11 protein-coding genes and 1 tRNA gene are annotated in these 12,069 nt (G+C 61.8%); 10 read left to right on the top strand and 2 right to left on the bottom strand.

Features of this window, described 5'->3' with window-relative positions; genetic code table 11:
- Together FJ943_RS27995 and FJ943_RS27990 are read left to right on the top strand one after the other, a co-directional pair.
- Positions 1-1,077: lytic transglycosylase domain-containing protein (locus tag FJ943_RS27995; protein WP_140726741.1), on the top strand; the 1,077-nt coding region annotated here is incomplete at its 5' end.
- 109 nt (positions 1,078-1,186) lie between these two features.
- Positions 1,187-2,074 carry an alpha/beta hydrolase gene (locus FJ943_RS27990; RefSeq protein WP_140726738.1) on the top strand — a complete coding sequence of 296 codons (888 nt, stop codon included), beginning with the start codon at positions 1,187-1,189 and terminating at the stop codon, positions 2,072-2,074.
- 68 nt (positions 2,075-2,142) lie between these two features.
- Here the strand turns inward: FJ943_RS27990 and FJ943_RS27985 are convergent, their stop codons facing one another.
- Positions 2,143-3,219: a site-specific integrase gene (locus tag FJ943_RS27985; RefSeq protein ID WP_181174660.1), complete on the bottom strand. Its 1,077-nt coding sequence runs from the start codon at positions 3,217-3,219 to the stop codon at positions 2,143-2,145.
- 241 nt (positions 3,220-3,460) lie between these two features.
- Positions 3,461-4,597, bottom strand: a complete 1,137-nt coding sequence (locus tag FJ943_RS27980; protein ID WP_140726735.1) for a porin — start codon at positions 4,595-4,597, stop codon at positions 3,461-3,463.
- Between the two features lie 451 nt (positions 4,598-5,048).
- On the opposite strand from FJ943_RS27980, the gene FJ943_RS27975 reads away from it, so the two are divergent.
- The 8 genes from FJ943_RS27975 to FJ943_RS27940 all read left to right on the top strand — a co-directional run bounded on the left by FJ943_RS27975 (position 5,049) and on the right by FJ943_RS27940 (position 12,068).
- Positions 5,049-5,139 (top strand) — tRNA-Ser (locus FJ943_RS27975).
- Between the two features lie 94 nt (positions 5,140-5,233).
- A complete protein-coding gene (locus FJ943_RS27970) occupies positions 5,234-5,485 on the top strand; it encodes a GIY-YIG nuclease family protein (protein WP_140618505.1) in 252 nt (83 codons plus the stop codon).
- 96 nt (positions 5,486-5,581) lie between these two features.
- Positions 5,582-6,745: a porin gene (locus FJ943_RS27965; RefSeq protein ID WP_140726732.1), complete on the top strand. Its 1,164-nt coding sequence runs from the start codon at positions 5,582-5,584 to the stop codon at positions 6,743-6,745.
- 137 nt (positions 6,746-6,882) lie between these two features.
- Positions 6,883-7,995 (top strand): pyridoxal phosphate-dependent aminotransferase, encoded by a 1,113-nt coding sequence (locus FJ943_RS27960; protein ID WP_140726730.1) that lies wholly within the window; start codon positions 6,883-6,885, stop codon positions 7,993-7,995.
- 330 nt (positions 7,996-8,325) lie between these two features.
- The gene (locus FJ943_RS27955) at positions 8,326-8,610 is read left to right on the top strand and encodes an acylphosphatase (RefSeq protein ID WP_140718095.1); all 285 of its coding nucleotides are present in this window, start codon (positions 8,326-8,328) and stop codon (positions 8,608-8,610) included.
- A gap of 66 nt (positions 8,611-8,676) precedes the next feature.
- On the top strand, positions 8,677-9,327 hold the full coding sequence (locus tag FJ943_RS27950) for a TetR/AcrR family transcriptional regulator (protein ID WP_140726728.1): 651 nt from the start codon (positions 8,677-8,679) through the stop codon (positions 9,325-9,327).
- On the top strand, positions 9,296-10,459 hold the full coding sequence (locus FJ943_RS27945; RefSeq protein ID WP_140726725.1) for an isovaleryl-CoA dehydrogenase: 1,164 nt from the start codon (positions 9,296-9,298) through the stop codon (positions 10,457-10,459). The genes FJ943_RS27950 and FJ943_RS27945 overlap by 32 nt, the downstream gene beginning before the upstream one ends.
- Position 10,460: 1 nt before the next feature.
- Positions 10,461-12,068, top strand: coding sequence for a carboxyl transferase domain-containing protein (locus FJ943_RS27940; protein ID WP_140663112.1), 1,608 nt, complete (start codon positions 10,461-10,463; stop codon positions 12,066-12,068).
- Position 12,069 lies beyond the last annotated feature (1 nt).

The following is a 12,069-nucleotide window of genomic DNA, read 5'->3' as shown; positions in this document are numbered from 1 at the left end:
GCATACAAGATAGTCGCCACGCATGCCGCCGAAAGCGCGGCCAATGCGGCGGAAGCCGAGTTCCATGCCGGCTGGTACGCGCTGCGTGGCCTGAACGATCCCAAGCTCGCGGCGACGCATTTCGCGCGCATCGCCGACCTTGCCCAGGGACCGATGACCCTGTCGCGCGCCTATTACTGGCTCGGCCGCGCGGCGGAAGTCGGAGGCCCCGGCAATGCCAAGGATTATTTTGGACGTGCGGCGACCTACGGCACCACGTTTTACGGCCAGCTCGCCGCCGAACGTGTCGGCCGGCAGGCGCTCAACATCGTCTATCCCCAGCCAAGTGCCGCCGACCGGCGGAGCTTTGCCGGCCGCGAGGCCGTCTCCGCCATCAAGCGCCTGCAAGAGGCGGGCTACGACCGCTATGCCGAAACGCTCTACCGCGACCTTGCCGGCCAGTTGACCAGTCCGGGGGAACTGGCGCTGCTCGCCATCCTGGCGGAAAAGCAGGATAACCATTTCATGGCGCTGAAAATCGGCAAGATCGCCGGAGCGCGGGGCATCGACGTCGGAGCGCTGTCCCATCCGCTCGGCGTCATCCCCGATTCGGCCAATATTTCCGGTTCCGGCAAGGCGCTGGCCTACGCGATCGCCCGCCAGGAAAGCGAATTCAATATCGGCGCCATATCCAGTGCCGGTGCGCGCGGGCTGCTGCAGCTGATGCCGGCAACCGCCAGGCAATTGGCGAAGAAGGCTGGATTGCAGTTTTCGCAGACCAGGCTGACAACCGACGCCGCCTATAATGCGACGCTTGGTTCGGCCTTCCTCGGCGAACAGCTGGATCGCTTCAACGGCTCGTACGTATTGACCTTCGCGGGCTACAATGCCGGCCCGGCCCGGGCCGGCCAGTGGGTGGCGAAATATGGTGACCCGCGCGGCAAGGACATCGATGCGGTGGTGGACTGGATCGAACGGATTCCCTACACGGAAACAAGAAGTTACGTGCAGCGCGTGATGGAGAATTACGAGGTCTACAAGATGCGTATCTCCGGCAAGTACGACATCGTCGGCGATCTCGTGAACGGGCGGAGTTGAAGTTTTTGCCCTTCCTTCGTGAGGAGAAGGAGGAGCCTTTCCCATTTGACCCTCCTGCGCTCCGTCTATAGCAGACGTGGACGATCCCTTCGGCTAAGGAGCCCGTCCCATGTCGAGCAACCCAGGTTTCTCCGACTTCTTCTATGCCGCGCCAGATGGGCTGAGACTTCACGCGCGCGTCTATGGCGAAGCGAATTCCGCACATTGGCCGGTCGTCTGCCTGCCTGGCCTGACACGTAATGCGCGGGATTTTCACGAGCTGGCGCTCTATCTCTCAACGCGATCCGCCCTGGCGCGCAAGGTCATCGCCTTCGACTATCGCGGACGCGGACAGTCGGCCTACGATCCCGATGTCAGTCACTATAATGTCGGCGTCGAGGCGGGGGACATCCTTGCCGGGCTGACGGCGCTCGGCATAGAACAGGCGGCCTTCATCGGCACCTCGCGCGGCGGGCTGATCATCCATGTGCTTGGCGCGATGCAGCCGGCGGCGCTGAAAGCCATCGTGCTCAACGACATCGGGCCAGTGATCGAACCCGCCGGCCTTGCCCATATCCGCGCCTATCTCGATCCCACGCCAAGACCGAAGAGCCGTGCCAAGACTGTCGATGCCCTGCGCGACACCCATGGCGGCGACTTTCCCGCCCTCGCTTCGGCGGATTGGGAGCGGATGGCGTCGGCGCTCTATCGCGAGACGGATCAGGGGCTGATGCCGGATTTCGACCCGAGGCTGGTTGAAACGCTCGCCGCCCTCGACCTAAGCAAGAAACTGCCGGATTTGTGGGTGCAATTCGAGGCGCTGGCCGCCATGCCTATGCTGGTCATACGCGGCGCCAACTCCAGACTTTTGTCCGTCGAGACGCTTGAAGAAATGAAGAAGCGCCACCCAACCCTCGAGGCGATCACGGTCGAGGGCCAAGGCCACGCGCCTTTCCTCGAGACCGGCAGCCTGCCCATCGCCGTTGCTGCTTTTCTCGATCGCGCCGAGAGGCAATAAGCGGCAAATAAGCCTCAAGACCAGATCAGATCCCGGGGCTGTTACGGCGGCAAGGCAAACTGTCGGAACTACTTGGCCTTGGAGCTTTTGCGGGTCGCTTTTGGCGGCGCCTTCGCCGACGCGCCCTCATCCGTCTGCTTCCGCTTCGCCGACGGCGTCGTCACCGGCGACGAAAACAGCGAGCTTTCCGCGTTGCCGGCCGGCTGCTCGCCGCGAGGCTTCTCCAGCACGACAACGCAACCATCGAGATCATTGGTGGCCAGATGCGCGTAGCGCATGGTCATCGACAAGGTCTGATGGCCAAGCCACATCTGCACGCGGCGGATGTCGATGCCGCCCTGGACAAGACGCGAAGCGCAGGTGTGGCGCAGGATGTGCGGCACCACCTGGTCGTCGGCCCCGAGCCCGACTTCCGCCTTGGCATCGTTCCAGATGGCGCGAAATTGTGCCTGGCTGAGCTTGGTGAACGGCCCCTTGGGCCGGCGCCCTTCGGCCGGAGGCAGCTTGATGACCTCCTTGACCCGCTCGGTCATCGGGATGGTGCGGCTGCGACCGGACTTGGTGATCCAGAAGGAGACGCGATGTTCCTGGATATCGTTCCAGATCAGCCCGAGCGCCTCTCCGAGGCGGCATCCGGTGTCGACCAGGAAGACGGAAAGCCGGTAAGCATCCTCGCTGCGGCTCTTGATGGCGGCAAACAGCCTGGCCTCTTCGTCCCTCTCGAGGAAACGAATCCGTCCCGCCCGCTCCTTCTGGCGGCGGAACTCGGGCAGGCTGTGGATATCTCCCATCTTGTACGCCTTGCGCAGCAGTTTGCTGAGAGCAGCCATCTTTCGATTGATGGTCGCGTTGCTGTTGCCGCGCTGGCGCAAGGTGCCGATAAGGTTGTCCAGGGTACTCTGGTCAAAGGCGCTGAAACGCTCCCCAAGGAGGATCTCGTCTATCTCGCCGATGAAGGAGCTGACATTATATTTATGCCGTCCATCATCCCACAATATGTCTCGATAAGCTAAAAAAAGATCTCCAACCCGATGCGACGTTACTTCTCTTATCTTGTTGTAGGTATAGTTGAATTTCGCGTTTTGAGAAGAATACATCGCATAGTGGTCAGAGGGCCCTCCCTCTTGAATCGCTTCGTTGGTCATTATTCCCCACACCCCCGAATGGATAGGCTAGGCCTAACCGCTTAGAAGTGTCCTTTCAAGAGTTTTTAAGCCGTGGCTAATTTCTTCCGTCGATTGACGGATCCCAGCGAAACCGCTCCACAGGCCTAATTCAGCTACCGATTCCCCCTGTCCCTTCTGTTGCGTTGACCCAGCCACGAAACAAAAACAGCCCGGACGTTTGTGCGCCCGGGCTGGATTTCAGCTGTAAAGAACCAGCCCCTTAGAAGGAGCGCTGGAAGCGGAGGACTCCGCCGATGCTGCTCTTCTTGGTCGCGTTGGTCCAATTGGAGAAGTCTGCGTCGTCGAACTTGCCTGCATTGAGGTAGTCGACTTCGGCCGTGACCGTGAAGCCGGGAACGATATCATAGGCAATGTTCGCGGCAATGCCGAGGTTCTTCCATTCGTCATACGAGACCTGAGCGTTGAACGAGGTCTTCTCGTTGAACTTGTAGGTGCCGCCGCCCCAAACTGCCCAGTTGCCGCCCCACAGCTTGTAGAAGCCACGGCCGCCGCCCGGGATGGCCCATGTGGGATCCGAGAGATTGTCGTCCGAGCCGTAGCCGGCCATCAAGAACAGCGACAGTTCGTTGGTGGCGTTGACATCCAAGCGAACCTTGCCGGCCCACTCTTCGTAGTTGCTGTCGTAAGCAACGACGCCCGTGATCGCGCCCCAGCCCTGCGTGTACTTCACGCCACCAACCACGTTCGGAACGTAGCTGTCGATCGTGCCGTCCGGAACGATCAGATAGGAGCCCGGAGCCGGGTCAGAACCTTCTTCGAGCGAAACCACAGCCGAGAAGCCGTTACCCGCGTCGAAGTAGTACTGGATGACGTTGGTCTCGAAGCCGCCGTAGGGAACCAGCGTATCGTTGATGACGTTGCCGGCGTAGCCGGTGAACGTATCGAAGGCCGATTCGTCAGCACCGACGCGCAGACCGCCGAGTTGAATCCAGGCGAAGTTCAGCGAAGAGCTCTGGCTCCCGTCGGAGTAGTTGAAACGGGTCTCGGTATAGGTCTTCAACGTGCCGAGTTCGGTTTCCTGGCCAGTCCAGGTCTTCAGGGTGAAGCGGGCCTGCTTGTGCCAGGTGTCGTTCTCGCTGCCATCCTCATGATCGGTGGCGCGACGACCAGTGAAAGCACCCTGATCTCCAGCGGAAGCATCATAACGGACATAGCCGCCGATGCGCAGGCAGGTTTCGGTTCCGGGGATGTAGAAGTAGCCAGCGCCGTAGACGTCGCAAATCTTGACGTATTCAGCGGGCTCCGGCTCGGCGACGACGACGGCGTCGGCGGCGCGCGCACCGGAAACTGCGATCAGGGCCGCAGCGGAGCCGAGAAGAAGGCTCTTGATGTTCATTTTCTGACCTCCAGTCAAAAGTTAAAAAACGGGTCTGGGTATTCTTTGCTGAAGGACAGCGTTCCCTGCCCCATCCCCACTACCGAAAAAGATGCGCACCGCGCCGCTCCTTCGAACTCGACATTACCCATGAGCCGGCGGCGTTCAACAACGATCGTACCGATGAAAGGGCTGTTCGGCTGCTATCCCCCGGCGTTGTTGCACAAATGACACGATTTGGCCTCACTCAGAAAGCTCTCGTTAACCATCAGGCCCGCCGCAGCCGGCTATTTCCGGCCGAATCCGGCATTCGGCCGACGGAATCGTGGCGAGGCCGCGAGTCACCGGCCAGGGATTTGCCGCATAACCGCCCCATCGCGGAAATCCGCGGCGACAGCGCGCCGTTATTTTCCATATTAATGACACGGGCTTGTTGATTGTGCCGGCGCTTTTCTTTATCCAGCGGCTCAACGGAGAGGTGGCCGAGTGGTCGAAGGCGCTCCCCTGCTAAGGGAGTAGAGGTCAAAAGCTTCTCGTGGGTTCGAATCCCATCCTCTCCGCCACCCTACGCCCTGCGGGGTTCGGGTGGCAGGCCACCCGGAACCGCATTTGGGCGTAGGAGTGTCGCCCGAAGCTACGAAGTAGCGTAGGGGGACCATGTGGTACGTCTATTTCCTGGAGCTCCGTAACGGCGATATCTATGTCGGATCGACAAACGACCTTCGACGCCGCACCGAATCGCACCGATTGGGCAATGTTCCATCGACAAAGGCCTACCTGCCCGTAGCCTTGAAGAGCTACATCGCGGTCGAAACCGAGGCCAACGCTCGCCAACTCGAGAGATATTTCAAGACCGGATCGGGCAAGGCTTTCGCGACCAAGCGTTTCTTGCAGACCGCGCCTCGCTGACCGCCACCATATTATCTACCTGAAATAAAAAGGAAAACGGCTCTCCTGGCAGCTTTTCGTCGGCCTTCGCTCGCGATTCTGACTGGAGGTCAGAAAATGAACATCAAGAGCCTTCTTCTCGGCTCCGCTGCGGCCCTGATCGCAGTTTCCGGTGCGCGCGCCGCCGACGCCGTCGTCGTCGCCGAGCCGGAACCCGCTGAATACGTCAAGATTTGCGACGTCTACGGCGCTGGCTACTTCTACATCCCCGGCACCGAAACCTGCCTGCGCGTCGGTGGCTATGTCCGCTACGACATCTCCGGTGGCGACCTCGGTACGTTCGATGGTGCTAAGAACGTCGACCATCAGGATGGCAGCATAAATGACACCTGGCACAAAAATACCCGCTTCACGCTGAAGACCTGGACCGGCCAGGAAACCGAGCTCGGTACCTTGAAGACCTACACCGAGACCCGCTTCAACTTCGGCAATGGCGAGGGAGGTGACACCAGCTACGATCCGGCGACTGGCCTCTTCGTAGACAATCCCGCCCATAACAAGGACGTCTCGCTGAACTTCGCCTGGATTCAGCTCGGTGGTCTCCGCGTCGGTAAGGACGAATCGGCCTTCGATACGTTCATCGGCTACGCCGGCAACGTTATCCAAGATACGATCGTTCCCTACGGCGATTTCGACACAAACGTCGTTCAGTACTACTTCGACGCGGGCAATGGCTTCTCGGCCGTCGTCTCGCTCGAAGAAGGCGCAGGTACGGTTGGAACAATCGACAGCTATGTCCCGCATGTCGTCGGCGGCGTGAAGTGGACGCAGGGCTGGGGCGCGATCACCGGCGTCGTTGCCTATGACAGCAACTACGAAGAAGTGGCCGGCAAGGTTCGCTTGGATGTCAACGTTTCCAACGAACTGTCGCTCTGGGTCATGGGCGGCTACGGTTCGGACGACAATCTCAACGATCCGACATACGCAATTGCGGCTGGCGGTCGCGGCTTCTACAAGCAGTGGGGCGGCAACTGGGCAGTTTGGGGCGGCGGCACCTACAAGTTCAACGAGAAGACCTCGTTCAACGCTCAGGTTTCCTATGACGACTGGAAGAACCTCGGCATCGCGGCGAATATCGCCTATGACGTTGTTCCCGGCTTTACGGTCACGGCCGAAGTCGACTATCAGAACGTCGGTAGCGATGATCTGACGCGGGCCTGGGACGGCGCCGAGAAGAAGAGCAATATCGGCGGCATTCTCCGCTTCCAGCGCTCGTTCTAAGACATTTCGGCTATTGAAACCGAAACCCGGCGGGCAACCGCCGGGTTTTTTGTATTTGCACCGATGCTCTATCGCGCAGCTTGCACCGGCCGGTGGCGCACGTTAGCAAGAAGGCCCCTTCCAAGCGAGCTTCCGCCATGCCTCAGCGCCCTGCCCTCTCACCCCTCGTCGCAGCGCTTCCGTCGACCGTGCCGTTTGTCGGCCCCGAAGCGCAGGAGCGTGAGCGCGGGCGCGCTTTCCGTGCCCGCATCGGCGCCAATGAGAGCAGTTTTGGCCCCTCGCCGCGCGTCATCGCCCGCATGGAGAGCGTCGCGCGCGACCAGTGGATGTATTGCGACCCCGACAATTACGATCTGAAGGTCGCGGCTGCGGCGCATCACCATGTGGCGGTCGAAAATATCGTGGTCGGCGAAGGCATCGACGGTCTGCTCAGCCTGGTGGCGCGCATGTACGTGGCGCCTGGCGATGCCGTGGTCACCTCGCTCGGCGCCTATCCGACCTTCAACTTCCATATTGCCGGTGTCGGCGGCCGGCTGGTGACCGTCCCTTACGAGAATGATCGCGAAAGCCTTGACGGTCTGCTGGATGCGGTCGTCAGGGAGAAGGCGCCGCTGGTCTATCTGTCCAACCCGGACAATCCGATGGGCAGTTGGTGGGAAGCCGACGAGGTCATCCGCTTCATCGAAGCCTTGCCGGAAACCACCATGCTGGTGCTCGACGAGGCCTATGGCGAATTGGGACCAGCCTCGGCCCTGCCGCCGATCGACATCTCGCGGCCGAACGTCATCCGCATGCGAACCTTTTCGAAGGCCTATGGACTTGCCGGCATACGCTGCGGCTATGCGTTGGCCGAGACGCAAGTGATCAGCGACTTCGAGAAGATCCGCAACCACTATGGCGTCAGCCGCATGGCGCAGATCGCCGGCGTCGAGGCGCTCGCCGACCAGGCCTATCTCGAGACGGTGGTGGCCCGGGTCGCCGCCGGACGTCGGCGCATTGCCGATATCGCCGAACAGAACGGGTTGAAGCCGCTCGCCTCGGCGACCAATTTCGTCACCATCGACTGCGGCCATGACGGTGCTTTCGCCGTGAAAGTGCTGCAGGGGCTGTTGTCGCGCGACGTCTTCATCCGCAAGCCGATGGCGCCACGGCTCGACCACTGCATCCGCGTCAGCGTCGGTCTCGCCCACGAACTGGACATCTTCGCCGAGGAATTGCCTGGCGCCTTGGCAGCGGCGCGCGGAAACTAGGGCACTTCGCGGCGCTCGGGAGCCATCGCGGCGCCGAGCAGATGTCCGGCACGCGCCAGCACATCCGACAATTCCGCGGCTTCCCTGTCATTCAAGCCCGCGGTCAGGCGGGCCAGATCACGATCCGTGGCCGCAGTGCCGCAAGCGCGGCCTGGCCGCGCGCGGTGAGCGAAAGAACGCGCGGCCGGAGTGGCGCGGGACCGGTACACATCTCGGTCAGGCCGGCGGCAGAGAATTTGGAACGGAGGCCCTCGATTTTCATCGGGGTCACCGTTTCAACCGTTGCCTTCGTTCGATGCTGCGCCAGACTCTATGGAACGGGAGCGAGCCATGAATGAACGGAAAAGGGCAGTGCAGGCGCACATATACGGCACGGTCCAAGGGGTCGGCTACAGGGCGTGGACGCGCGATGAAGCGACAAGGCTCGGGCTGTTGGGCTGGGTGCGCAACGAAAGAGACCGCTCGGTGACGGCATGGCTTACCGGCGCCGACGCGCCGATTGCGGCCATGATTGAACGGCTTCGGCAAGGCCCGCCTGGCGCGGCTGTCTCTCGCATCGATGTGGAAGAGCTGGAAACCTGGGCCACGCCTGGAGATTTCAGGATCATCGGATAGACGGATTTCCGCCTGCTTGAATTAATTGAACGTTTGTTTTATTATTCTGCCGTCAACGAGGCGACGATGGCGCGCACCACAGGATCACACGGCGAGCGAACCGAAGCGGCAGTCCGTGAAGCGGCGGCCACCCTGATTGCGCGTTACGGTTATGAAGCAATGTCGATGCGCCAGCTGGCCGCCGAGGTCGGCGTGCAGGCGGCCGCGCTCTATCGCTATTTTCCGACCAAGGAAGACCTGCTGTTCACGCTGATGCGCGACCATATGCAAGCGCTTCGCGAGGCCTGGGAGCGTTCCAGGCCGGCCGACGCGGATCCGGTGCGGCAGCTTGCCGCCTTTGTGCGCAACCACATCGCCTTTCATATCGGGCGCCGCCACGCCACGCATGTGTCGAACATGGAATTGCGCAGCCTGTCGCCCGACAGGCTGACACAGATCCTGCGCATGCGCACGGCCTACGAAAAGGAACTGCGTTCGATCCTGCGCGATGGCGCCGAGGCGGGTATTTTCCGCATCGAGGACACCGGCCTGACGGCCATGGCTCTGATCCAGATGATGACCGGCGTCATCGTCTGGTTCCGGCCGGGCGAGCGATTGTCGATCGCCGAGGTCACGCAGACATACCTTTCGATGACAATGCGCCTGGTCGGCGTGAACATCGGCGTTGGTACCGGGGAGGAACGGCATGTACACGAACACGCTCAGCTTCGGGCATGATGAGGACATCGAGGCGTTGCGCGACCTGGTGCGCCGCTTCGCCCAGGACAGAATCGCACCGATAGCCGCTGACATCGATCGCGAGAACGAATTCCCGGCGCATCTATGGGGAGAACTCGGCACTCTTGGCCTGCTCGGCATAACCGCCGATCCCGATTTCGGCGGCAGCGGCATGGGCTATCTCGCCCACGTGATCGCGGTCGAGGAAATCTCACGGGCCTCCGCATCCGTCGGCCTTTCCTACGGCGCCCACTCCAATCTCTGCGTCAACCAGATCAACCGCTGGGCAACGCCGGCACAGAAGGAAAAATACCTGCCGCCGCTATGTTCGGGCGAGCACGTCGGCGCGCTTGCCATGTCGGAGCCCGGCGCCGGCTCCGACGTGGTGTCGCTCAAGTTGCGCGCCGAAAAGCGCAATGACCGCTATGTGCTCAACGGCACCAAGATGTGGATCACCAACGGCCCGGATGCCGAAACGCTGGTCGTCTACGCCAAAACCGACCCGGACCGGAAATCGCGCGGCATCACCGCCTTCATCGTCGAAAAGGCGATGCCGGGGTTTTCGGTGGCGCAGAAACTCGACAAGCTCGGCATGCGGGGGTCCAACACCGGCGAACTGGTCTTTTCGGACGTCGAGGTGCCGTTCGACAATGTGCTGCACGAGGAAGGACGCGGCGTCGAGGTGCTGATGTCCGGCCTCGACTATGAGCGCACCGTGCTTGCCGGCGGCCCGATCGGCCTGATGGCGGCCTGCCTCGACGTAGCGATCCCCTATGTTCACGAGCGCAAGCAGTTCGGCCAGCCGATCGGGGAATTCCAGCTGGTGCAAGGCAAGCTTGCCGACATGTATACGGCGATGAACGCCGCGCGTGCCTACGTATACGCCGTCGCCGCCGCCTGCGACCGCGGCCAGACCAGCCGCAAGGATGCAGCCGGCTGCGTGCTGTTCGCCGCCGAGAAAGCGACGCAGATGGCACTCGACGCCATCCAGCTGCTTGGCGGCAACGGCTATATCAACGACTATCCGACCGGCCGGCTTTTGCGCGACGCGAAGCTCTACGAGATCGGCGCCGGCACCAGCGAGATCCGTCGCTGGCTGATCGGCCGCGAGATCATGGCGGAGGGGGTGTAGCATGGCTATCCTCCAAACCCAGATCTCGCCCTCCTCCGAAACCTTCCGTGCCAATGCCGAGCGCATGCGCGCGCTGGTTGCCGATATCGCTGAAAAGGCCACGACAGTCGAGCGCGGCGGCTCGGATGAGGCCCGCGATCGCCATGTCGGTCGTGGCAAGCTGCTGCCGCGCGAACGCCTGGCGCAATTGCTGGACACCGGTTCGCCCTTCCTCGAGATCGGCCAGTTCGCGGCATGGTCCATGTATGGCGAGGAGATTGCGTCGGCCGGCCTGATCGCCGGCATCGGCCGCGTCGAGGGCACCGAGGTGATGGTCGTTGTCAACGACGCCACGGTGAAGGGCGGCACCTACTATCCGCTGACGGTGAAGAAGCATCTGCGCGCGCAGGAGATCGCGCTGCAGAACAATTTGCCATGCGTCTATCTGGTCGACAGCGGCGGCGCCAATCTGCCCAACCAGGACGAGGTCTTTCCCGACCGCGAGCATTTCGGCCGCATCTTCTACAACCAGGCCAACATGTCGGCTGCCGGCGTTCCGCAGATCGCCTGCGTCATGGGCTCCTGCACCGCTGGCGGCGCCTATGTGCCGGCGATGTCGGACGAGACGATCATGGTGCGCAACCAGGCGACCATCTTCCTCGGCGGACCGCCGCTGGTGAAGGCGGCCACCGGCGAAGACGTCAGCGCCGAGGAATTGGGCGGCGCGGATGTACACACCAGGCTTTCCGGCGTCGCCGATCACTATGCGCTGGACGACGAACACGCGCTCGCCATTTGCCGGCGCATCATCAAGAACCTGAATCGGAACAAGGCTGTAAGCCTGAGCTTACAGAAAGCTCATCAGCCGCTTCATCCCGCGGATGAGCTCTATGGCATCGTCCCGACCGACCTGCGCCAGCCCTATGACGTGCGCGAGGTGATCGCGCGCATCGTCGACGGCTCCGAATTCGATGAGTTCAAGCAGAACTACGGCACCACGCTGATCACCGGTTTCGCCCACCTCCATGGCATGCCGGTCGGCGTCATCGCCAACAATGGCGTGCTGTTTTCCGAAAGCGCGCTGAAGGGCGCGCACTTCATCGAATTGTGCTGTCAGCGCAAGATTCCGCTGGTTTTCCTGCAGAACATCACCGGCTTCATGGTCGGCCGCAAATACGAGGCGGGCGGCATCGCCAAGGACGGCGCCAAGCTGGTGATGGCGGTGGCGACCGCCAGGGTGCCGAAGGTGACCGTCATCATCGGCGGTTCATTCGGCGCCGGCAATTACGGCATGTGCGGCCGCGCCTACTCACCGCGCTTCCTGTGGATGTGGCCGAACGCGCGCATCTCGGTGATGGGCGGCGAACAGGCGGCAACCGTGCTCGCCATGGTCAAGCGCGAAGGCATCGAGCGAAAGGGCGGCGAGTGGAGCGCCGAGGAGGAAGCGAAATTCAAGAAGCCGATCCTGATGAAGTACGAGCATGAAGGCCATCCGCTCTATTCCTCGGCAAGGCTCTGGGATGACGGCATCATCGATCCGGCCAGGACACGCGAGGTGCTGGCGCTCAGCCTTTCCGCGTCGCTCAACGCCGAGATCGAGGAGACACGCTTCGGCGTGTTCAGGATGTGAG

The sequence above is a fragment of the Mesorhizobium sp. B2-3-10 genome, from assembly GCF_006442275.1.
Lineage (GTDB): Bacteria > Pseudomonadota > Alphaproteobacteria > Rhizobiales > Rhizobiaceae > Mesorhizobium > Mesorhizobium australicum.
This window is presented reverse-complemented; position numbering and strand designations above follow the sequence as displayed.

Bases quoted from the DNA above. Each gene is read 5' to 3' on its own strand.
- FJ943_RS27960 (WP_140726730.1), top strand. From the start codon at position 6,883: ATGCCTCAGCGCCCTGCCCTCTCACCCCTCGTCGCAGCGCTTCCGTCG.
- FJ943_RS27955 (WP_140718095.1), top strand. From the start codon at position 8,326: ATGAATGAACGGAAAAGGGCAGTGCAGGCGCACATATACGGCACGGTC.
- FJ943_RS27985 (WP_181174660.1), bottom strand. From the start codon at position 3,219: ATGACCAACGAAGCGATTCAAGAGGGAGGGCCCTCTGACCACTATGCG.
- FJ943_RS27990 (WP_140726738.1), top strand. From the start codon at position 1,187: ATGTCGAGCAACCCAGGTTTCTCCGACTTCTTCTATGCCGCGCCAGAT.
- FJ943_RS27945 (WP_140726725.1), top strand. From the start codon at position 9,296: ATGTACACGAACACGCTCAGCTTCGGGCATGATGAGGACATCGAGGCG.
- FJ943_RS27940 (WP_140663112.1), top strand. From the start codon at position 10,461: ATGGCTATCCTCCAAACCCAGATCTCGCCCTCCTCCGAAACCTTCCGT.
- FJ943_RS27950 (WP_140726728.1), top strand. From the start codon at position 8,677: ATGGCGCGCACCACAGGATCACACGGCGAGCGAACCGAAGCGGCAGTC.
- FJ943_RS27980 (WP_140726735.1), bottom strand. From the start codon at position 4,597: ATGAACATCAAGAGCCTTCTTCTCGGCTCCGCTGCGGCCCTGATCGCA.
- FJ943_RS27970 (WP_140618505.1), top strand. From the start codon at position 5,234: ATGTGGTACGTCTATTTCCTGGAGCTCCGTAACGGCGATATCTATGTC.
- FJ943_RS27965 (WP_140726732.1), top strand. From the start codon at position 5,582: ATGAACATCAAGAGCCTTCTTCTCGGCTCCGCTGCGGCCCTGATCGCA.